23 protein-coding genes and 1 pseudogene are annotated in these 19,731 nt (G+C 58.5%); 6 read left to right on the top strand and 18 right to left on the bottom strand.

The features are described from left to right. Both BM399_RS10905 and BM399_RS10900 read left to right on the top strand, forming a co-directional pair. Positions 1-390, top strand: a complete 390-nt coding sequence (locus tag BM399_RS10905) for a low affinity iron permease family protein (protein ID WP_092867724.1) — start codon at positions 1-3, stop codon at positions 388-390. A 138-nt stretch (positions 391-528) separates the two neighbouring features. Then, positions 529-1,530: an NAD-dependent epimerase/dehydratase family protein gene (locus BM399_RS10900; RefSeq protein ID WP_092867723.1), complete on the top strand. Its 1,002-nt coding sequence runs from the start codon at positions 529-531 to the stop codon at positions 1,528-1,530. On the opposite strand, the gene BM399_RS10895 is transcribed toward BM399_RS10900, so the two are convergent. The 3 genes and pseudogenes from BM399_RS10895 to BM399_RS10890 all read right to left on the bottom strand — a co-directional run. Further along, positions 1,527-2,288, bottom strand: a complete 762-nt coding sequence (locus BM399_RS10895) for an SDR family NAD(P)-dependent oxidoreductase (RefSeq protein WP_244531233.1) — start codon at positions 2,286-2,288, stop codon at positions 1,527-1,529. The genes BM399_RS10900 and BM399_RS10895 overlap by 4 nt on opposite strands. A 276-nt stretch (positions 2,289-2,564) precedes the next feature. Further along, positions 2,565-3,020: a hypothetical protein gene (locus BM399_RS20925; RefSeq protein WP_143117801.1), complete on the bottom strand. Its 456-nt coding sequence runs from the start codon at positions 3,018-3,020 to the stop codon at positions 2,565-2,567. A 423-nt stretch (positions 3,021-3,443) separates the two neighbouring features. Next, a pseudogene (locus BM399_RS10890) lies at positions 3,444-3,881 on the bottom strand (class I SAM-dependent methyltransferase); the annotation flags it as partial. A 589-nt stretch (positions 3,882-4,470) separates the two neighbouring features. Between BM399_RS10890 and BM399_RS21185 the strand changes: the two are divergent. Beyond that, the gene (locus tag BM399_RS21185) at positions 4,471-4,608 is read left to right on the top strand and encodes a site-specific integrase (protein ID WP_177228126.1); all 138 of its coding nucleotides are present in this window, start codon (positions 4,471-4,473) and stop codon (positions 4,606-4,608) included. A 97-nt stretch (positions 4,609-4,705) separates the two neighbouring features. Here the strand turns inward: BM399_RS21185 and BM399_RS10885 are convergent, their stop codons facing one another. Further along, positions 4,706-5,269: a recombinase family protein gene (locus BM399_RS10885; RefSeq protein ID WP_092867721.1), complete on the bottom strand. Its 564-nt coding sequence runs from the start codon at positions 5,267-5,269 to the stop codon at positions 4,706-4,708. A gap of 357 nt (positions 5,270-5,626) precedes the next feature. Here BM399_RS10885 and BM399_RS10880 point away from each other — a divergent pair, with 357 nt between their 5' ends. Then, entirely contained in the window at positions 5,627-5,890 is a 264-nt protein-coding gene (locus BM399_RS10880; RefSeq protein WP_244531232.1) for a helix-turn-helix transcriptional regulator, read from the top strand. Here BM399_RS10880 and BM399_RS10875 read toward each other — a convergent pair. After that, positions 5,850-6,179: a hypothetical protein gene (locus BM399_RS10875; protein ID WP_092867719.1), complete on the bottom strand. Its 330-nt coding sequence runs from the start codon at positions 6,177-6,179 to the stop codon at positions 5,850-5,852. The two genes, BM399_RS10880 and BM399_RS10875, sit on opposite strands and share 41 nt — an antisense overlap. A 20-nt stretch (positions 6,180-6,199) precedes the next feature. On the opposite strand from BM399_RS10875, the gene BM399_RS10870 reads away from it, so the two are divergent. Beyond that, complete coding sequence (locus BM399_RS10870) at positions 6,200-6,631, top strand: tyrosine-type recombinase/integrase (RefSeq protein ID WP_092867718.1); 432 nt, start codon at positions 6,200-6,202, stop codon at positions 6,629-6,631. A gap of 237 nt (positions 6,632-6,868) precedes the next feature. On the opposite strand, the gene BM399_RS10865 is transcribed toward BM399_RS10870, so the two are convergent. Beyond that, positions 6,869-7,411 (bottom strand): site-specific integrase, encoded by a 543-nt coding sequence (locus tag BM399_RS10865; RefSeq protein WP_143117800.1) that lies wholly within the window; start codon positions 7,409-7,411, stop codon positions 6,869-6,871. A 678-nt stretch (positions 7,412-8,089) separates the two neighbouring features. On the opposite strand from BM399_RS10865, the gene BM399_RS10855 reads away from it, so the two are divergent. Further along, positions 8,090-8,473, top strand: a complete 384-nt coding sequence (locus BM399_RS10855; RefSeq protein WP_092867715.1) for a hypothetical protein — start codon at positions 8,090-8,092, stop codon at positions 8,471-8,473. Between the two features lie 17 nt (positions 8,474-8,490). Here BM399_RS10855 and BM399_RS10850 read toward each other — a convergent pair whose 3' ends face one another. The 12 genes from BM399_RS10850 to BM399_RS10795 form a co-directional block, all read right to left on the bottom strand. After that, positions 8,491-9,462 (bottom strand): YncE family protein, encoded by a 972-nt coding sequence (locus BM399_RS10850; protein WP_092867714.1) that lies wholly within the window; start codon positions 9,460-9,462, stop codon positions 8,491-8,493. After that, positions 9,459-10,001 carry an SRPBCC family protein gene (locus tag BM399_RS10845; protein ID WP_092867713.1) on the bottom strand — a complete coding sequence of 181 codons (543 nt, stop codon included), beginning with the start codon at positions 9,999-10,001 and terminating at the stop codon, positions 9,459-9,461. Before BM399_RS10845 ends, BM399_RS10850 begins: the two co-directional genes overlap by 4 nt. Before the next feature lie 28 nt (positions 10,002-10,029). Next, positions 10,030-11,016, bottom strand: coding sequence for a vWA domain-containing protein (locus BM399_RS10840; protein ID WP_092867712.1), 987 nt, complete (start codon positions 11,014-11,016; stop codon positions 10,030-10,032). Continuing rightward, positions 11,013-11,594, bottom strand: a complete 582-nt coding sequence (locus tag BM399_RS10835; RefSeq protein ID WP_092867711.1) for a hypothetical protein — start codon at positions 11,592-11,594, stop codon at positions 11,013-11,015. The genes BM399_RS10840 and BM399_RS10835 overlap by 4 nt, the downstream gene beginning before the upstream one ends. Then, complete coding sequence (locus BM399_RS10830) at positions 11,584-12,585, bottom strand: vWA domain-containing protein (RefSeq protein ID WP_092867710.1); 1,002 nt, start codon at positions 12,583-12,585, stop codon at positions 11,584-11,586. Before BM399_RS10830 ends, BM399_RS10835 begins: the two co-directional genes overlap by 11 nt. Next, the gene (locus BM399_RS10825; protein WP_092867709.1) at positions 12,582-13,562 is read right to left on the bottom strand and encodes a nonribosomal peptide synthetase MxaA; all 981 of its coding nucleotides are present in this window, start codon (positions 13,560-13,562) and stop codon (positions 12,582-12,584) included. Before BM399_RS10825 ends, BM399_RS10830 begins: the two co-directional genes overlap by 4 nt. Then, the gene (locus BM399_RS10820) at positions 13,562-14,419 is read right to left on the bottom strand and encodes a DUF58 domain-containing protein (RefSeq protein ID WP_092867708.1); all 858 of its coding nucleotides are present in this window, start codon (positions 14,417-14,419) and stop codon (positions 13,562-13,564) included. Before BM399_RS10820 ends, BM399_RS10825 begins: the two co-directional genes overlap by 1 nt. Next, positions 14,416-15,477 carry an AAA family ATPase gene (locus BM399_RS10815; protein WP_092867707.1) on the bottom strand — a complete coding sequence of 354 codons (1,062 nt, stop codon included), beginning with the start codon at positions 15,475-15,477 and terminating at the stop codon, positions 14,416-14,418. The genes BM399_RS10820 and BM399_RS10815 overlap by 4 nt, the downstream gene beginning before the upstream one ends. 165 nt (positions 15,478-15,642) lie before the next feature. After that, a complete protein-coding gene (locus BM399_RS10810; protein WP_092868180.1) occupies positions 15,643-15,945 on the bottom strand; it encodes a methanol dehydrogenase [cytochrome c] subunit in 303 nt (100 codons plus the stop codon). Positions 15,946-16,042: 97 nt separating this feature from the next. Continuing rightward, complete coding sequence (gene moxG / locus BM399_RS10805; protein WP_092867706.1) at positions 16,043-16,624, bottom strand: cytochrome c(L), periplasmic; 582 nt, start codon at positions 16,622-16,624, stop codon at positions 16,043-16,045. A 53-nt stretch (positions 16,625-16,677) separates the two neighbouring features. Further along, entirely contained in the window at positions 16,678-17,586 is a 909-nt protein-coding gene (gene moxJ / locus BM399_RS10800) for a methanol oxidation system protein MoxJ (protein WP_092867705.1), read from the bottom strand. Between the two features lie 222 nt (positions 17,587-17,808). Further along, positions 17,809-19,668 (bottom strand): methanol/ethanol family PQQ-dependent dehydrogenase, encoded by a 1,860-nt coding sequence (locus tag BM399_RS10795; protein ID WP_244531231.1) that lies wholly within the window; start codon positions 19,666-19,668, stop codon positions 17,809-17,811. Positions 19,669-19,731: the final 63 nt, after the last annotated feature.

Raw genomic sequence — 19,731 nt, 5'->3', positions numbered from 1 at the left:
ATGGATTTTTACAGCAAGCTATCGAAACAATTTTCTGAACTCGCGGGCGGCGCCGCAAATCTCATGGGGTCCGCACCCGCGTTTATCATTGCGACAGCCGCCTGCATTTTATGGGCGATTTCCGGACCAATCTTCCATTATTCCGATACATGGCAATTGGTCATCAACACCGCCACCACCGTCCTAACATTTCTAGCGGTCTTTCTAATCCAGCATAGTCAGAATAGGGATGGGCGTGCGATCCAGCTAAAATTGGATGAACTGATAAGAAGCACCAAGGCGGCGAGCAACCGTCTCATTGATTTAGAGCACGGAACCGAGGAAGAGTTTGACGATCTGCAATCTGCAATAAAGCAGTCGAAAGAAGGAAGCGAACGTAACCCGCGCTGATCCGGAAACCGGGCTTGGAAAGGGCGGCGCGGCACATCAGATATCACGATCATCGGTCGCTACCCTTCAAGCTAACGATCGCGTCTTCGACTTTTCAGTTCGAATTGCCCTGCATCACCCGACTATTTAAAGGCAACCATGCCAAACAAGACCGCATTCGTCACTGGTGGAACGGGCTTTATTGGTCTCAATCTCATCGAGCATCTCGTCCAATCAGGTTGGACGGTCACAGCTCTGCATCGACCGGAATCTCGGCTCACTCAATTGCAAAAATATTCCGTCAGTCTCGTGAAAGGGACGATCGAAGATTTCGCCTCGCTTGAACGCGCCATGCCTGAGGAGCTTGATGCCGTTTTCCACGTCGCGGGCGACACCAGCATGTGGCCGGGGCATCTGCAAAGACAATGGCGGACCAACGTCGATGGCACACGCAATGTCGTGACGGCGGCACTAGCTAAGCGAACAAAGAAATTTATTCATACTTCGACGTCGGGTGTCTATGGCCTTCCGAAAGAGCCATTCGATGAGACAGCGCCAAAACTGGGCAAAGGTGGCTTTAACTACCAGCACTCCAAGGTCATGGCTGAGGAGGAAGTCTCAGCTGGCATCGCACGCGGCTTAGACGCGGTCATTTTAAACCCCGCAAATGTAATCGGCCGCTACGACTGGAACTCCTGGTCACAATTCATTCGCCGGGCAGCCAACCGGCAATTGCCGCTCATCCCGCCGGGAAGTCACTGCTATTGTGATGTTGGGGCGGTCGTGCGGGCGCACGTCACGGCCGTGGAAAAGGGCCGGACAGGACACAATTATATTCTGGGCGGCACTTCGGCTTCCTATGCAGAGATAGTTCAGATGGTGGGTAAAATGCTTGGTCGACCAACCAATATGTGGGTGGGCCGGCCATTAGGAATGCGTTTGGCCGGTCGGATGCTCGACGGGGCGTCGGTGATCACTCGCAGTGAGCCGATGATTACGCGGGAGTCGGCGGCGTATCTGAGCGCGAATATACGCTGCCGAAGCGACAAGGCCGTCCGCGAACTCGATTACCGGCCTGTATCAATCGAACTGATGCTCAAAGAATGCATCGACTGGATGCTCGCTGAGAAGCTCATCGATCCCGTGTTCGTATCGCATTAGGATTTAGCGGAGTCGGCCACCGGGGTCGGCACGCGGGAAATGGGGAGCCGACCAAACATTCGTTCCATTACCAAGTCGTACAAGCTCGGCGGCAAGAGCCGGCTTAAGCGAACGCTGAGGCCGAGCGACCACGGGAAAAATACGTGTGAACTCCCCCGTTCAATGGCTTTGAGGATTGCCGCCGCGGCAGCCGCGGGCGTCGATGCTTTGCCATTCGACATATCCGCCCCCATCAATACATTGATCTCGTCGAGCAGCGGCGTCTGCACATAACCCGGGAACACCGTCGTGACACGGATGCCCCTAGGACGTAGCTCGCGACGAAGACTTTCCAAGTAAATGGCAACGGCGCCCTTGCTTGCGGAATAACCCGGTTCGAATGGGATGCCGCGTAGGCCAGCCAGGCTCGAGACACCGACGATTTGCCCTCGCTTGCGTTCCAGCATTGAGGGCAGGACGGCTTCGATCATATAGACCGCGCCCAGAAAATTCGTCCGCACAATTTCTTCGAGCTCGGGGACCTTTAGATCATCGACCGTCGACGCTCTGCAGATGCCAGCGCACGGGATCACAATATCAATGGGCCCAAGTGTGCTGCCGATCCGTCGAACGGCGGCATGTACATGCTCGCGCTGCCCAACATCCACCGCAGCAGCGAAGCAGTGGGCCCCAGCCTCGCGAAGTTCATCGGCGAGAAGCTCGAGCTTACTTTGGTCGCGATCGAGTAGCCCAATTTTCGCTCCGCGACGAGCAAACAACCGGCATAATTCCTGGCCGATGCCGCTTGCGGCCCCGGTGATAACGACGACATGGGATTGCAAGGAAAATTCTTTCTGATCGGGCGACCGCGGTGGCCTCGCAAAAGGATGCCTCAACGTGTTTCAACGCATCGAGGCTATAAGAGCTTTAATTGCGCGGCCCCTCGAACATGCCCCTCCAATGGTTGGCCGGAGGCAAGCGCGATGGGGGGGCCATCCAAACTCTGGGAGCTCGGGGCGGTCCATGGAATCCGACCGCCCACTTGAGAACCAAAGCTACTTGTTGGGGGTCCGGTCAGACGTGCCCTCTGGTGTCTGGCCAGCGTCTGTCCCGGGCGCTCCCGCCGAGGTAGATCCCGGAGTGCGAGTTGGAGATGCTTCGCCAGGAGTGCGGTCCGACGTTTTGCCCGACGTGCCAGTTGAAGCACCACTGCTCGAGGTGTTGGTGATGAGCCCCTTATTACAAGCGCTCATCCATTCGGCCTGATCAATGGTCGCGTCTCCATCCGGGTTGGCGGCGTTGAAGTCGGAAACGTAGCCCTTAGCCTGGCTAGCTGTCAGTCCTGATGAATTGCTGGGATTGGCCTGTTGCCAGAGATTGGAGCACTCGCTTTGGCTCATCTTCATGCCTGCACTGGACGGGGCATTTTCAGCCGCAAGACAAACGCTTGCGAGTCCAAACGCTGCAGAAAGTGCCAATGCTCCCGCGGTTAGATGCTCTTTGTTTTTCATGGTCTTCTTCTCCACCTTCGGCTGCTACAGCCGACCTCGAAGCGCACGAGCGCGCTGACAGTGCAACGTGCCTCGGAGCCGCGTTGTTCCTCTCAATCTGAAGCTGTTCTAAGCACTTAAAATTGCGGGTGGATGTCATCGATATCATCAGGAGATGAAAGAGGTCGGACGGCGTCGGCCTTCCAACCTCAAATAAACTTGCGGGTACGCCGAGAGATCAACAGCCGTGACGCAACAGGCAGCGTCTGAAGGACCGCCCAGTCTGGGATGGCGGCGCACACTGCTTTATTTCTTGTTCGCTATTTTCGAGAGCCGAGTTCGGCGCTATAGGCCAAAACCAGACATTACTCCCCAGAGTCCGCTACCGGTAAAAGGCGATCGAGCCCTTCGGGACGAACGGTGAGTAGCCACTGTGGCCGGTCTTCACCCGGGCGTAGCAGCGGTTTTTCGCGCTCGAGCACGTACCGGGGCCCGCTCGAGTTTTCGCAGCAGAAACTCTTCTTCAGTGATGTAGGTCCTGGTTGGGGGAACCGCGTCGATCTTTTTCGCGAGCTGGATTTGGAAGACCATCAAGCCTCCATAGCGAAAGCCAGCCTCCGCTCCGGCAAGATAGAATTCCCACATCCGGCAGAACTTCTCGCCAACGATCGCCGCCGCTTCATCACGGCGGCGAGCAAATCGATCACGCCATGCGGCAAGCGTATCTGCGTAATGCAGCCTCAGGATCTCAATGTCCGTGACAATGAGGCCGGCCTGCTCAACGGCCGGCAGAACCTCGGCCAGCGAGGGTATGTAGCCTCCAGGAAATATGTACTTCGCGATCCATGGGTTCGTGGCGCTTTCCCCATCCATTCGCCCGATCAAAAGCTCCTCGCGAACTCCAAAATCGCTTTCCCTGAGACAGGCGTGACTTGGATGCTCGACGCACCTGCAGCGGTGGTCGTTCAACACGACGTTTAAAGTTGCGATGACACGCTGTGTAGACGCGAGTGAATAGTGCCGACCCTCAACCACTGAATTCCATTTGCTGCCATCATTTTTCCGGCAGCGTTATTGTCGCCCGATCGCCCTTGGGTCTCTGGGCGGAAGTTCGCGCTGCCATCGGAGATACCGCTACCACGTCATGTAACCGCAAATCGCGCTTCATTCTTTCAAAAGCCGCATCGTATCGCGCCTGCTTCGATAGCGTTGACGCGCGTGCGCGTCGGACAAAATCGCTCAGTTCCATCATCGTCCTATTTTTTGAGAAAGCCAAACGAGACACCCGCGGGGGCAACCCAAAACCGGTGGCCTCTTATTCTGAGGGCTATGGCGCATCCCATGGACAACCGCAGTATTTTCAATTCAGTTCCGCCCCAAGCAAGTGCCCATTCAACGCAGGGCATTATGGGCCTCGAAAATGGAAGGCCAACGGCCATGATGAAAAACCAATCTACGCGGAACCAAGGCGGTGCTGATCTACCGCCGAACCGCCAACCTTCGCGCCGTCCAGCTGCTCCTCGGCCATTCGAAGTTTGAGGGCACCGTGCGCTATCTCGGCATCGAGGTCGCTGATGCTGTCGAGATAGCCGAGAAGATAGACATCTGACGTTGGCATTTCCGCTACGAACAGACTTAGTCGGCGAGTGTTGAGGGACGCCAACTACGGCAGCGGCAATGACAGCTGATGGGATAAAGCTCCAGCTTCAAACAAATAGCTTACGCCGTTTTGAGATCGCTCGTCTTACGGTGGAGCGGGAGACGTTGAGCCGCTTCGCAATATCCGACAAGGGCGCGGGCCGCTGGTCCGAGATGATAGATTTGATCTGTGGCTCTGTCAGCTTGGAAGGGCGACCGAGAGCGATGCCTCTCGCACGCGCAGCGGCCATTCCGGCCTTTGTCCTCTCACTGATGAGCGCCCGTTCAAATTCCGCGAGCGCGCCGACCATATGAAATTGCAGTCTGCCACCCGCCGTCGAGGTATCGATCACGTCTGAGATCGACCTGAATGCGATACCTCTATCTTCGAGATCACTGACCAGCGAGATTGGGTGCGACAGACTTCTTCCGAGCCGATCGAGTTTCCAGGTGACCAACGTGCTGCCTGGTAGAAGAGATTTCAGCGCATCATCAAGGGCTGGTCGGCTTTGGAGAGCTCCGGAATAGCCTCGGTCGCAAAATATGCGTTCGCATCCTGCCTGCTGAAGCGCGCCGATCTGCAAATCCAGATTCTGTTCGTCGGTTGAAACCCGCGCGTAGCCGATCAGCATGACATCAAACCCCAGCCCTTCTGGCCCCGAACTGTGGTTCGAAATCGCATGCGAGAAGGCGTAGAAAACGTATCAAAAGGGGTCCTTTTTGCTCATCATTACGAGCCGCGCACGTTGCGTGCTGGATGCTCTGTAATGCCGAGCTTAGTCGACGCTAACCATCCTGCAACAACGCTGCACAAAAGGACCCCTTTTGATTGAGGCAATCCAGCGAGGCGCTCATGCACCAGGCAGTTTCAAATAAGCGGCAAGCCGCAGGAGGGCGTACGCAAACCAAACAGAAGAGTCCCCTCTCGTCCCGGACGTCCTCCGGCCAAGGCCAGAAGCCCGTTCGAAGACGGTCGAGCCGTGCTGACGATGAAGGAAGCTGTCGTCACGCTGTTGCCAGTCAAGGACGTCGCGCGCCGTACCAGTCTCAGCAAAGCGCAAATCTATCGAATGACCGCGCGTGAACAATTCCCGATGCCGGTAAGGGTGTCCCGGGGGCGGACCGCGTGGGTCGATAGCGAGATCAACGAATGGATAAAAACACGCGTGAGTGAGCGCAACGCGGAAAGGGGGCAATCCAACGGTCTTGACTTCAGCGCGCATGGCGACGGCGCAATGCGATATCGTGAATGATCAGCGACGAAATTTCGACGTCAAGGCCAATCTCCTGAGCAAGCTTGATGAGGCCGTGGTCGAAGCGTGTGCGGCCCAGCACGGTCCTTTGCCGGAGTCCGCACCATTCCTTGTAGGCATCGAAGGCGACGGAGAGGTGCAGTTCCTGCCCGGGCTTCCGCTGCAGCCGTTCCGCCGCGAAGGCTTCGAGCGGCGGGCCGAATGTGATTGCGGGCAGGGCAGGGGACGGTTGCTCCGGTCGTTGCGGCTTAGCGGGGTGTCTCCGCCAAGGCGTCGTGGCGACGTACAACCCAAGAGGCCCGCCCGAGCTTGACGTGTCTGTATGAGCAGAAAGTCAATGCACTGCGTGCAAGCCTGCAAATCCAGGGAGAGCACGTTCCAACCTTTCGGGAGGCATTTCAGGGATATTTTTCGGAAAAGAAACAAAGCCTCTCAAACGCAAAGCATATCGCCCAATGGGAAAGCACAATGGAGGCTTACGTATTTGCCAAAATAGGGGATATGAGCGTGGAGGAAATCGGATCTCAGGATATCAGCGCGATAATCGACTCGATTTGGCACGACAAGCCGGAAACGGCCAGTCGCGTTCTCGGGAGAATCCGGGAGGTATTGGATTTCAGTATTGCTTACGGGCTTCGCACGAAGGTAAATCCGTGCGAGGCCATACGCTGTGTCCTTGCTTCTCGCGGGCGTAAAGTTCGCCGCACCCGTCTCTGCCATATCGGGAAAATCCACGCCTGATTTGGAGGCTGCGCCTAACGGCGGGAGCTTCGATGAGCAAGCTCGCACTGCAATTCTTAATCTTGACGGCAGCACGCTCATCAGAAGTGCGCGGTGCCAAATTTGATGAGATCGACTGTGAGAATGCGCTCTGGACCATTCCGGCAACCAGCGCTGCCGGCGACGCCGGTTGTTCCACGAGCACGGCTTCGGCAATCGACTGTTGTGACGCGAGGAGATCGGTGTCCCGGCAAGGCGTTAGCCCGGGCACCGATCGAAGCTCTGCGATGCCGCCTTGTCGTAGTAACGGGGAAACCCCTGGGGATGACGGCGCATCACTTCGAGCGCCAGCCCGACAAGCGGTACTTCGCGTGGCGAACTCTTCGTTTTAGTAACGCGTTTTTCGGCGACAATCTTGAGATACGGCACCTCGTGGTTCAACACGATGTGGTGCGGTAGGACATTCACCGCCTCCGATGGGCGGATGCCGGTCTCTGCCACCAAGTAGATCAGGTCACGCGCCTCGTCGTTCAGATTGTCAAACATTCCAGGTGCCAGGATCTGCTCCTGGACGTGGGACACCGGAAATGCGACCCGCTGGCTGTCCTCGCCACCCTTGATCCGCGTCCCCTGAAAGCAGTCCGGCAAATTCAGCCGCTTTTGCCGATGGATGTCGCGCCATAGCGCGGCAACGCGCCCGATCAACTTGTTGCCCGTATCGTGGACGATCTCCTTATTCGCAATCCACTTTTGTACGTGCGCGTTGACGGTCATCACGGTCTCAAAATCGAGCTCAGACATCGGTCTGTCGCCGCCGATGATCTCGATAAAGGCGTCGAGTGCCGTCTGGCAGGCGAGCGCCGGCGGCGTTTGTATCGCGCATTTGTATCGATCACTTCGGCCGAATTTCCGCAAAATCCGGCCGGAAACGTGATTTCTGCTGCGATATCAAGGGAGGGTTGGCGCCCCGTAGGGGAGTGAGGGGCGGTCTTTAAAATCAATGTATTAGCGAAAGATTCGACCCCAAAAACCTCTCGGCCATTTCCATAGTGTTTTGTCTGATGTGTCCAACCGACGACGCCGTCAATGTTCGAGATTTGATTGCAGTGAAAGCCGCGGATGTCCCCGAGCGAGCGGACCCCAACGGCCGCATTGCCGAGAAAGCGGACCTTTCTTTGCTCGCCCATCACGTTACGTTGCGGTCCGCGAATAGGCTCTCGCCATCGAAAAAGCAGACAACCAAAAAACGACGCCGTGGGGCAGCTTAGGCAAATTGTTCCTGAGTTTCGTAAAATAGTTTCCTTGGCCCTTTAGTTGCTCCCAAATCGCGATTATGCTGCCCTTTTATTTTTGCCGCTCTTCCCAGTTGAAGTCTACCAAGGTTTCCCGCACGCTCTCGGAAGTTGAGAAGAAAGTTCGAGGAGACGTTCGGGGATTGGGTTCACGCAGTCATGAACCGTTTGGCTTTGGAGATATCCGATGCAGTGGACGAACGTATGGCGCGCCTCTTGCCTCCTCGCAGTGACGACAGCTTGCGCCTTTGGCGCGGCACGAGCCGATGATCCCGTTCGGGTTTCCGGATATTTCTGCGGCGCAAAAAAAGACCAGATCGCATTCCTCCAGCGCGAAGCGGCCGGTGATACCGGAGAGATTGCCGCCAATACCGTCAACAAGGCTGCTGGCAAGCAGACCTGCGCTTTCTTCCTGCCGGCCCAAGCGATTGCCATGAACGATCAGACCGTCATCAGCGACGGCATCGTCTACAAGGTGCAGAGCTTTGTTTTTCTGCCCGAGAAAGTCGAGCGTTGGACCGGCACGCACTTTGGCTCGATGCGATCAACGAAACCCGTCCGCGAGCTCTGACTAGATGTGAACGCGGGTCAGGGGGCTGCCGAACCGGTAAGAACCATGCGCGGCCCTTCCGGACAGCTGATGCGCTTAATCTCCGTATTGGTCTTGAGGTCCAGGACGGAAACGCTCGCTGAAAACCAGTTCGCGACGTAAGCCTTGCTCCCGTTCTTCAGTGCAGCAACGCCTTCGGGATAGCGTCCGACTTTGATTTCGGCGCGGGGCGCATGTGTCTTCGCGTCGATGACAGATATGCTTCCGCCCTGCTGGTTGGAGACAAGGACCACCGCATCATCGTGCGTAATGGCAACGCCGTACGGCATCGCGCGCGTTGCAGCCGATGAACGAATTTCAAGTTTGGACGTATCGACAATCGACAGCGTCGCGGACTGCACATTGGCGACGGCAAGTTGCTTTTCATCGGAACTCAAGGCCAGCGCGAACGGCGCCCGCCCAACCGGAATCTCCGTCAGAACTTCGAAACGTTTGGCGTCGATGACAGCGACGCTGTTCGCCTCACGGTCGGCAACATAGAGGCGGGCCCCATCGCGCGTAAGAGTAAGATGAGCCGGTGACCGGCCCACCGGTATCCTTGCGATGACGTCGCCCGACGTCTGATCGACGATCGAGACGCGGTTCGCACTCCAATCTCCGACGAACAAGCGGCCATCGGCGCGCGAAGCAACGCCGAACGGCTGGCCACCGATCTTGAGCACGCGCGCAAGTCTCCGGCCTCGGAGATTGATAACGGCAATCTCTCCGCTATCCGGAAGTGTCGCGAACGCTTCGCCCGAAATGGAGTTGATCGTAAAGGCCGCGGGCTTTCCGGGAATTTTGATCTTCCCGGCGATCTCGTCCACGTCCGTGTCAATGACAGAAAGGATGCCATCGTCTTGGCTGAGAACGTAGATGTTCTCTGCAGCACCATCTCGCGCCGCTGCCGTACCCGCAAATACGACAGCATGAAGGGCGAGAAGGATTATGAGGCCGGCGAGGGGTTTCATCCCTTGCCTTCGGCTTTCGTCTTGATGCCTCCTAGGCCCGCCTTGATGAAATCTTCCGTGGCCTTCACGGCTGCGGCATCGCTCTTCTCTTCAGGCGGCTCGTTCGTCGTGTCCGCGCGATAGAACCGCGAGATCCACACGACCTCGCTGCCATCGCCCGCCGGCACAACCTGGATGGTGTCGGAATAGAAGCTCGCCGGGAAAGCCTCGTGGTTTTCCGTCGCCAGCCGATAGCTGTAGGACATGTCCTTGTCTTGATAATCGTCGAGCCCTTCGACGAGATCGCCACTGCCGCTCTTGAGCGTCAGCGTGCGCGTTGCGCCGCTTTCATTGCCGCCTTCGCTTTTCACGCTTGCGACCGACGGATGCCAAGCACCGATGCTTCCGAAATCCTTGATGAGCTTCCAAACCGCGGCCGCAGGAGCCGAGATCGCAATCTTCTCTTCCACTTTTTGCGGCGTGGGCCCGTGGGCCATGGCGGCCTGCGCGCCCATCGAAAAGATTGCGAACGCTAGAAGAGAACGTAACTTAATCGGCATTCAAGAAGGCTCCTTCTAGGGTAGAATTTCAAAGAGGTCTGGCAGGACGCGGGCTGCGGCGCATTGGAGCGCGTTCGACGAACTGCAGCGCATAGACTGCCAAAATCGATAGAAGCGCGAAGAGCGCCGGCACGTAGGCCATGTCCGTGCTGATGGGTACAATGCGCGGTTCGCTGGACGACAAAAGTTTCGGCGCTATCGCTCCGGCTTTTTGCAGTCCGACATAGGAGAGACCGGTGCGCGATGCGAGGTCCTGGAGATGCGCGGTCTTCACGGATGATAGCTGCTCATCTCCGGCAGCCTCCAAGGCGCCCCACGGAGCGTTCCGCGGATTGTAACCCTCACGGGTTTCAGCATCCTTGGGCGCGGCCCCGATGCGGTTCTCCTGCGGAACGTCACTTTGATTGTAGACGCCGACCTGGCGGCCCTCGTCGTCGAATTTGGGTATTGGCGTCTTCTCGCTGCCACCGACGCCGGCAATCAGCCCTTTCACCGCGCCGGGCTTGCCTTCGAACTCCGGCACGCCCGTGAACGGAAGCGGCGGCGCCTCATGACCGTCCGTGAAGAAGATCAAATCGGACTTCAAGCTGGCGGCGATATCGAGCGCCGAATAAAGCCCCTTGGCGACATAGCTATCGCCTTGCCAGGCCATGCGCCAATCGAGTCCCGAGATGGCGCCTTCCAGAGCGTCATAGTTGCTGCAGATTTCCACGGGATTGAGCAACAGGAACGAACGGCGTTCGGAAAATACGCCGAGGCCGAGGCGCGATTGGCACGGAATATCCTGCATCATGCCGATGAGCGACTGCCGCACCGCTTCGAGGCGGTCGAGCGATCCAGGAGGATTGCCCATGTCGCGCGTGTTCATGCTGCCCGTGATGTCGATGACGGCCAGAACGTCGGCGACGCGCTGATTGCGGATGATGTGGATGCCGATAATCGCCACGATCGCACCAGTCAGTGCCGCAAGCAGCAGAATCAGGCGCCGGTCGAAGTTGATGCCGATGCGAGTCATGGCAGACCCCTGGGGATGCCGGGCAGATCCGTCCAGAGCTTCTTGGCCGCTTCAGAGGAGGTCGTATCTTCAGTTTCAGCCTGCGGAAGATCGCGAACGATGCGCATCGCAACATCGAGATTGTACCGGGTATCCCAGCTCTGCGGATCGAGTTTCAATGCGAGACGGTATTCGGACTTCGCCAAATTGATCATGGCAGCGGCGCTATCGATCTGGCCTTTCCGGACAGCCTCTGCCGCCATGCGCGTTCTGGCGTTGGCGATGTTATAGAGTGCCGACGCGCGGACGGACGGCGGAAGCGTCGCGCCGGCGATGCTGAGAATCGATTGCGCGTCTTCTATGTGATCCCGCCGCACGGATTCGCTGATGCGCGCCAAAATCTCCTGCGGGTGCGCGCGCTTGACGTCGACCGGGACGTCCCGACGGTCAACGAGTTGGCGAATGTTGTTGTTTGAGCCGCGTGTGCTGATCAGATCGTGCGCCGCATATCCGAAGCAGGCGATGCTCGCAGCCGCCAAGAGCCAAAGCGCCGGACCGCGCCGCCAATTGCGGAGAGCCGAGATCGAATTACGCCGCATGGATCACCCCCGCGCGCTTGATAGTACGTTCGCAAAGCTTGGCAACGAGCAAGAGACCGAGAGAGAGCGCCGCCACGACATAAGCCCAGCGGGATAAGTCGTACTGCGGTATGCGCTCGGTGTAGACGAGTGGTGTCTGCTCGAGCTTGCCGATATCGGCAATGGCAGCTTTGATGGCTTCCGCGCTTTCGGCCTCATAGGCGCGATAGGGAATGCGCAAGCTCTGGAAGAATTTGTTGAGGTGCCGCTCCGGCAGTGCCTGAGGCGTATCTTCTGCGCCCGGAGGCGGTGTCGCGAACATGCTGTTGGCGCCCTCCGTCCGCAGGTAGAGGAAATAGAGATTAACGGGCCTGCGGGCGAACTCGGCTCGCAGCGCTTCCTGCACTCTGCGCCCGATGACGGCCACGCCGTCTGAAACGAGAATAATGGCCCGCGACCCCTGAAGAACATCTTCTTGGATCATGCTGAGACCCATCCCCAGGCCGCGCCCCACGTCAGTGAAGGCAAGACCCGGACGATCAATCGCGTCGATCGCCTCCAGCACGATGTCTTTGCGGTCGGTGATCGGAACGACGTGCATCGGCGCCGTGGAGAACGCCGCAACGCCGAACCTGTCGTGCTCGCGCTCGACAATGAAATCCTTGATCAGCCTCTTGGCGGCAGACGACTTGGATTCTTCCTCACCGCTCGGCTGCCTGCCGGCAAACGTGTCATTCATGCTCGCGGAGCGGTCGATCAGCAGAACGATGTGAGCACCTTGCCCAAACCGCTCAACGGATCGCTCGCGGACAGCAATGCCCGCTATGCCGAGGATCAATCCCAAGATCGCTGCCATGCCCGCTATGCGCAGCGCCCAGGCAATCGCGACCGAAAGCCCATCAGGCTCGAACCCCGCGAGGGACGGATAGGCTTCCTGCCGCTGCGTACCGAGCAAGAGCGGGAGAAGTGCAAGCGGCAGAAGAAGGAGCGCGATCGGGTTGGTGAAGATCATGCCGCGGCCCGCTCCTCCCGCGCGAGATCGCCAGCGAGCCGCGTGAGCTCGCTCGAGGGGAACCGGTCTTCCGCAAGACGCCGATCGCCGGAGAAGAAGTAGAGCTGCGAGCTTTCAAAGAACGATTTGAGTTTGGGGCTGAGGCCAGCAAAGCGCTCATGCCTCGCGATGAACTCTGGAACGTCCGCAGCGAATACACGCCGCCCGGCGGACTGATCGAACGCGCGGTGCAGTATGAGCAGCAAGTCACCATAGGGCGCTTCGCCTGATGCCGCGAATTGACGTTTCCGGATTTGCCGCTCGGCTTGCGTGAATGGCCGTTTCGCACGGCGCGCGAAGGGCCACACAGCGTAATGCGAGAGTAACAGGATGCCTGAAACAGCGAGCACGGCTGCGGAAAGAGCCAGCAGCTGCACCTTCGGCGCCGTGCTGATCTCCTGCGCGACAGCGTCCGGCCGCATGATGTCCGAGATTTCAATGGTCTTGTCCGGCATCAGATTATCAACGGCGATTTCGCGGAGAGGAGAGATCACCAGCCCGAGTGCGGGCACAGACGCGGTATAATTGCCGAGTTGCGAAGATGCGTCTGGCTCGCCCGGCGCGCGGGCATCGGGTGCGGCGCTGCCTGGATTTATAAATCTCAGCGGAAAGGCTGGAATATCGAGCCGCTTTGCCTCGAGTGCCGAGTAGAAGATCTGATACTTGAGAGTGATGTCATAGATCCTGCGCCCGCTGGCCTCGCGCTCGGTGTGCTTGATCGAAACGAGATCCAGCCAGTACGTCAACGGGCCGGGCCGAGGCAGCGCTGCCGTGAAAAGTTGAGTATCGCCGCTTGTGATGACTTCGACCCGGCGCTCCAGGATATCACCGATGAAGTAGCCGAATTTCCGCGGCTCATAGATGTTCACGGCGTCGATGGCCGCTGAACTTCCCCCGGCGCTCACAAGGAGGAAGGCGATAGCGAGCCAGCTGCGCATCAGGCCGCTCCATGTAGCAGGAACGACGCGAGCCGCATCCAATCGATGTTATCGCTGACGGTGAAGGTCTCGCGCGACGCCGTTTCGAGCGCGAGTGCAACGTGCTGGCGCTGTACGGTTCGCTGCGCGCGCCAGCGAGCCTTGAGTTTCGGCCTCATGGCCACGAGCCGATGCCGCCCGGTTTCGAGATCGCGCAGATTGAGCAGCCCCCAATCGGGAAGGCCGTCGAGTTCGAGGCTATCGCGCAGCTCGATCGGGATCACGTCATGGAAGGCGAGCGCCTCTGCGGCCGCCCGCGCTGCTTCCTCCGGCCACAGGAAATCGGAAATGAGGAAGACAAGCTTTTTCGAACCGGCTATCGCCGCGCCCGCTTCAACAATTCCCGCGGTACCGGGCTGGTCGGGTGCAAAGTTGCGAAGACGTTCGATGGCTTCCACGTGCGCGCCGCGCGACAAGGTCTTGCGCAGAAGAATATCCTGCCGAAGCTCGCGATCGAACGGATAGAGCGCAAAAGTATCGCCGGCGCGCTCGGTACAAATCGCCAGCGCATGCGCGAGATCCGCCGCGAGCGAGATCTTGTCGCAACGGCCTTCGAACGCCATCGATGCGGAGACGTCGACAAGCACGGCGATATCGATGGCGCTAGGCTGCTCTGCCCGGCGTACAAGCAGCCGTTCGAACGGATCGCTGAGGGAGGCCCGAATGGCGATGCGCCGCGGATCGGGAAACATTGTCAGCGGAACGATATCGCGCGTAAGGCCGCCGCTGCCCGTCATATAGCTTCGATGCGAGCCCATCCGCACGCCGCTCGTGCGCCATGGGATGCTGTAGGCTAGATCTCTCGCCTCTTCGTTCATGGCGCGGGGACCTTGGCAAATACATCGGCGATCAGAGACCGCACGATGTCGTCGCGCCTCAGCTCGTAGACGGGCGTAAGGAAGATCCGGTGCGCCATGCACGGATGAAAAATATCCCGGATGTCCTCCGGTACAACCATATCCCGGCCAGAGAGCCACGCGCTGACACGTGCTGCACGGATGAGATAGCTCATGCCGCGCGGGCTTGCTCCGCCCGCGATCAGTCGCGTGACATCAACGTTGGCGATCTGCACACCTGCCGATGCAGGCTCGCGGATTGCAGTCCACAGATCGAGCGCGTAGCGCTCGAGGGCAGGGCTGACGACGATCGTGTTCTGAATGACACTGGCGAGCCTGTTGAGCCGCCGATTGTCGACGACGCCATCGGCAAGCGACGCAATGAGCGTGTCGACGTCGTGGAAGCGCGTTGCAAAGAGAAGCTCGCGCCGGGAATTCTCGTCCGTCGGCGTCGAAATAGCCACTTCCATCAGAAAGCGATCGCGAGCAGCGGCAGGCAACTCGAACGTCTCTTCACGCTCGATGCGGTTTCGGTCTGCAAAGACGAGCAGGTGCGGAAACACATGCTCCTTGTTGAATGCCGTGATGCTGCGCTCGGCCATCAATCTCAGCAGCAGCGAATGCACCTGTGGGCGCGCGCGATTGATCTCGTTGAAGAAGAATACGGAGAGTTCGCGGCCATGACGAAGCGCCGGTCCGGGCTCGACGCGCGGCTTACCTTCTTCATTGAGGAAGGTGTAGTAGATCATATCCGAAGGCATCAGATCGATCGTGCCTTCAATGCGCTCATAAGCGCCGCCGAGCGCACGCGCCACGGCTCTGAGAAGGGTGGTCTTGCCGACGCCCACATCGCCTTCGAGCAGAACATGACCGCGCGCGAAGACCGCGATGGTCAAGAGCCGGATGGCGCGCTCCTGTCCGACGACTGCTTTCGCGATTTCCCGCTCAAAATCCAACGCCGAACTGCGCCAGGTTTGAAGGTCCAGAGGCGGCTCGCTGCTGTCGTCAGCGTGGCGCCGGTCAAGTGTTGGGCCGTTCATTGGTCTTGTTTCCCAAAACGTGACGTGCTCCGTCCGGCGGCAGCGAATGGAGTCAAATCATAGGAAAAGGGGGGTGCTGTCGAAACAGCACCCCAGTTACCTCGGAGAGGAATCGTGTCTCGCAAGCGTAGCAAGATCCGAGGATTTTGATTTGGCCTGGGTCTACTAGATCTTGGAAACGTCGTAGACCCACTTGCCGGTTTTCTTGAAGTGCTCAGCGCGCTTCTTGTTGCGTTCTTCCATCGCCTTCAGCGAAGCGGACTGCTTGGCCAGTTCTTTGGGATCGTGCTTGGGATCGTACTTCGTGCCGGCAATCTTTTCAGGGTAGCCAGGCTTCGGCTCCCAGCAGTTACCGGGCTCTTTGCACTTGGTGCCGTCATAGGCCAGGGCAGCGGGAGCCGTAATGCCGGTGAGGCCCGCGATGCCAAGGATGGTTCCGGCGATCAATGGGAGTGCAATCTTCGTCATGGGCTTTCCTCCATTTTTCATTTTCGTCGTGAGGTGGTTTCGCTCCACCATTGTTCCCGTACCAGTCGACATCGAGACAGCTGCGCCCGATGTTGAGCTAGTTTCCGGAAATCGCGCATTTCTCCTTTAGCGCCGCGGCGCGGCCCGTCTTTTCCCATTCATCGCTGTTGAACGGCTTGAAGGACTTCTTCTGCTCATCGGTCAACCATTCGGCATCCTTGACGTCGTCCACTTGGAGATGCCTTATCCACGCGATCAGCTTCAGGTGATTGTCGAGTTCCAGATGTCCGCCGTGCGGACCCATCATGCCGTTCGCGCCGCCAAAGATCGTCTCGAAGAGGCCCTTGTCGGTGGTGTTCTTGGGATAGGTCCAATAGGAATCTGCGAGGCCCGGCCCGACCTTGCCTTCGCCCACATGGCCATGGCAGCCCGAACAGGATTCGAGATAAACCTCCTCGCCCTTCGGCAGGCAGCCTTTAACTTCGGTGTAGGGATTTACGCCGGTTTGCATGAACTTCTTCACGGCTGGCGTGTCTCGGCCCGCCTCCGGAGCCTGGCCATAGATGTCAAGGACCTCACCTGTGACTGTGTTTCTGAAGTCATTCTGTGCGACAGCCACGTGTGCGCTTGCCATCATTACACAGGCAGCGAAACCCGCTGCCATGACCGTGAATTTCATGTGTGATTTCTCTTCCACTTCATTGAATGACCGGCGACGATCGCCGAAGCCAGTTATGTCCGGGGCGCCGGCGCCACGTACGGAATGCCTTCTTCCTTCAGGATCGCCTCAATTTTCTCCTGCGCCTTCGGCAAAGCCGTCTCGATCGCGCTAAGCAGAGCCTTGTCGTCCTTGCGGACGGCGAAAGACTGATCGAAGTGATGCGGGACGGGCTCGCCATCAGAGCGGACGTTGTCGTCGGGAATGACGATCATCTTCAAATCGGAATTGGCTTTGACGTAGCGGGCGACTTCAGGTGCGAACGCGGCGGCGGCACCTGCGGTCTTATCAGCGACTTCGGCAACCATCCGCTCGGGCGGAATACGCGTGTAACTGTTTCGCTTGTCCTTGAAGTTCGTCAGAGACGAGACGTAGTTGATGCTATCGTTATAGAGATCGTGCTTCGTGACCATGACCTCGGCGGGGCTTCCGCGAACGAAGCCGATCGGGGTGGCTTTGGTGAGATCGGGACTATCCCAGCCCTTGATATCCAGTTGAGAGTCTTTGCGCTGAACAATGACGTAAGGCGCGCGATAGTACGCTCGCGAGGTCAGGACACGCTCGTCACCTGTATCGACACCGACGACGACGTCGCAAAGCTTCTTATCGAGCTGATCCCGCACAGCGTAGATGGCCGGCTTTTCCGACCAAACGAATACAGCCTTCCGCCCCATCGCGTCGGCAAGTGCTTCTGCGATCTTGTTCTCAAAGCCCGATTTGTCGCTCGCCGAATAGGGCAGCTCCTTCTCCGCAGCGCATACGCGCAGAGTCGATGCATCAGCGGCGGCGGGTGCGGAGGCTTCCTCCGAGAGCGAAGGAGCGGCCGTAAAAAACGCAAACGCCGTGATGCCAATTGCAGCCGCGAGCTGAGCAGTCGTGAAGATACGGCTGTCGCTGAAGTTCTTCTGAGGCCGGGAAGTCATATGACCGTCACCTTTCAACGTCCGATGGCGCCGCAACTCAAGCGTTGAGCGGGTCTGAGCTAATTGACTGCAGGGAGTTCTGGGGAGGCGGAGTTCGCGCCGAAGAAAGTGCCATTCTGCGAACGCCGCGCGGCCCAGCATGGTTCTTGGCCGTAAAGGCCGTGGCGAAGCAGAAGTTGCGGCATCCGATTGTCTCATCCGATGCCGCAACTGAGCTTGACGTTAGCCCTTCGAGAACTCGCCGACGGTCACGTCGTCATAGGGGTTCTTGCCATCCAGCGAGAACACTTCGACGCTTCCGCCCATCTGCGTGTAGTTCTGGAGGTTCTTGAAGGCGCCGACTGCACCGAGACCGGCTGTCGGATCCTGAAGGTCGAACACCAGACCGACGCCCGGCCAGCCGCCAACACCCGACATGATGGCGATATACTGCACGCCATTGTGCTGATACGTCATCGGGTGACCGATCACGCCGGAAGGCAGCTTGTGCTTCCAGAGCAGCTCGCCCGTGTCGGAGTTACGCGCCTTGATGAAGCCGTCGAGCGTTCCGTAGAACACGAGGTTTCCAGCGGTCGAGAGCGTACCGCCCCAAACCGAGAAGCGCTCCATGTGCTCCCACTTATACTCGCCGGTGATGGCGTTGTAGGCCTTGATCTGGCCGAGGCCCAAAGCGTTCTGACGATCGCCCTTCGGTCCCGGATACATCCACAACGTTGCGCCAACGAAGAACTGACCTGCGCGGTAGGGAAGCATGAAGGGCTCCCAGTCCATGCAGATGTGGTTGATGCCCATGAAGAACAGCTTCTTCGTAGGATCGTAGGAGTCGTGGCCCTGGTTGTGGTAGCCCATGGCCGACGGGCAGACTTCGGTCGCCTTGTGATCCATACGCGTGCTGAATTCAGGATCGCGAACGGGCAGACCCGACTTCAGGTCGATCGTCTTGAACACGTTGACCGTATCGTCGAGCTTGTTGGCCGAGATGAGGTCGCCGTTTTCACGATCGAGCGTGTAGACGATGCCGTTGCGGTCCGGATGGGTCAAAAGCTTGCGCTCCTTGCCATCCTTGTCCTTCTGCTGCGAAAGCATCATCACGTTGATGCCGGCGAAGTCCCACTCGTCGTGAGGCGTCTTCTGGTAGCCGAACTTCAGCGTGCCGGTGTCGGCGTCGCGGGCCATGATCGTCATGGTCCACTTGTTGTCACCCGGACGCATCGTTTCGTTCCAAGGCGCAGGGTTGCCCGTTCCGTAATAAATGAGGTTCACAGCCGGGTCGTAAGCATACCAGCCCCAGTTGGTGCCGCCGCCGATCTTCCAGGCGTCGCCTTCCCAGGTTGCCGTGCCGAGGCCCTTCTGACCGTAGTGCGGGTTGGCCTTGTTGAAGTCGTCACCGATACCGACTTCGTTGTCGGGACCCGTGGCGTACCTACGCCAGACCATCTCGCCGGTCTTGATGTTGTAGGCCGTCGTGTAGCCTCTGACGCCGAGCTCGGCGCCCGACGAACCGACGATCGCGATATCCTTGACGACATAGGGAGCTTGCGTCTCGGTCTGTCCGACCTTGATATCGGCGTTTTCGACCTTCCAGAATTCTTCGCCCGTCTTGGCATTGAGCGCAACAAGATGGCCGTCGAGCTGAGTCTTGATGATCAACGGCGGGAGCTTGTCGTCGCCCGGCCAGTACGCCAGACCACGGTTCACGAGATCGCAGCAGGCGACCGAGCGAGCAGCAGGATCCTGCTTCGGGCTGTGCTGCCAAAGAATGTGGCCGGGATCGTTGAGGTCGAGAGCGAAGGTCTTGTTGGGGAAGGACGTGTGAACGTACATGACGCCGTCGACGACGAGGGGCGTGCCTTCGTGGCCGTGGAGCTGGCCGGTCGAGAACGACCAGGCGCGCTTCAGCTGCTTGACGTTCCCAACGTTGATCTGGTCGTCTTCGCTGTAGTTGTTGGAGTCGTAATTACGACCCGGCATAATCCAGTTTTCTTTGCTCTTTGAGAGCTCGATAAGCTTTTCATTCGCCTGAGCGCTGGATGCAACGCCCATTTGCAGTGCGACTGCCATCGCCATGCAGGACGCCGACATCAGCATCGAAGCGCCAATGACTTTCTTCATGCCCATATAACCTCGCGTTTCCAAAGCCAGCTT

The sequence above is a fragment of the Hyphomicrobium facile genome (assembly GCF_900116175.1).
GTDB classification, from domain to species: domain Bacteria; phylum Pseudomonadota; class Alphaproteobacteria; order Rhizobiales; family Hyphomicrobiaceae; genus Hyphomicrobium_B; species Hyphomicrobium_B facile.
This window is presented reverse-complemented; position numbering and strand designations above follow the sequence as displayed.

Coding starts and splice junctions, on each gene's coding strand:
- BM399_RS10845 (WP_092867713.1), bottom strand. CDS start 10,001: ATGCCGATTAAGTTACGTTCTCTTCTAGCGTTCGCAATCTTTTCGATG.
- moxG (WP_092867706.1), bottom strand. CDS start 16,624: ATGAAATTCACGGTCATGGCAGCGGGTTTCGCTGCCTGTGTAATGATG.
- BM399_RS10830 (WP_092867710.1), bottom strand. CDS start 12,585: ATGATCTTCACCAACCCGATCGCGCTCCTTCTTCTGCCGCTTGCACTT.
- BM399_RS10865 (WP_143117800.1), bottom strand. CDS start 7,411: ATGTCTGAGCTCGATTTTGAGACCGTGATGACCGTCAACGCGCACGTA.
- BM399_RS10850 (WP_092867714.1), bottom strand. CDS start 9,462: ATGAAACCCCTCGCCGGCCTCATAATCCTTCTCGCCCTTCATGCTGTC.
- BM399_RS10840 (WP_092867712.1), bottom strand. CDS start 11,016: ATGACTCGCATCGGCATCAACTTCGACCGGCGCCTGATTCTGCTGCTT.
- BM399_RS10795 (WP_244531231.1), bottom strand. CDS start 19,668: ATGTCGGCGTCCTGCATGGCGATGGCAGTCGCACTGCAAATGGGCGTT.
- BM399_RS10905 (WP_092867724.1), top strand. CDS start 1: ATGGATTTTTACAGCAAGCTATCGAAACAATTTTCTGAACTCGCGGGC.
- BM399_RS10825 (WP_092867709.1), bottom strand. CDS start 13,562: ATGCGCAGCTGGCTCGCTATCGCCTTCCTCCTTGTGAGCGCCGGGGGA.
- BM399_RS10880 (WP_244531232.1), top strand. CDS start 5,627: ATGAAGGAAGCTGTCGTCACGCTGTTGCCAGTCAAGGACGTCGCGCGC.
- BM399_RS10820 (WP_092867708.1), bottom strand. CDS start 14,419: ATGAACGAAGAGGCGAGAGATCTAGCCTACAGCATCCCATGGCGCACG.
- BM399_RS10810 (WP_092868180.1), bottom strand. CDS start 15,945: ATGACGAAGATTGCACTCCCATTGATCGCCGGAACCATCCTTGGCATC.
- BM399_RS10855 (WP_092867715.1), top strand. CDS start 8,090: ATGCAGTGGACGAACGTATGGCGCGCCTCTTGCCTCCTCGCAGTGACG.
- BM399_RS10885 (WP_092867721.1), bottom strand. CDS start 5,269: ATGCTGATCGGCTACGCGCGGGTTTCAACCGACGAACAGAATCTGGAT.
- BM399_RS20925 (WP_143117801.1), bottom strand. CDS start 3,020: ATGAAAAACAAAGAGCATCTAACCGCGGGAGCATTGGCACTTTCTGCA.
- BM399_RS10815 (WP_092867707.1), bottom strand. CDS start 15,477: ATGAACGGCCCAACACTTGACCGGCGCCACGCTGACGACAGCAGCGAG.
- BM399_RS10900 (WP_092867723.1), top strand. CDS start 529: ATGCCAAACAAGACCGCATTCGTCACTGGTGGAACGGGCTTTATTGGT.
- BM399_RS10835 (WP_092867711.1), bottom strand. CDS start 11,594: ATGCGGCGTAATTCGATCTCGGCTCTCCGCAATTGGCGGCGCGGTCCG.
- moxJ (WP_092867705.1), bottom strand. CDS start 17,586: ATGACTTCCCGGCCTCAGAAGAACTTCAGCGACAGCCGTATCTTCACG.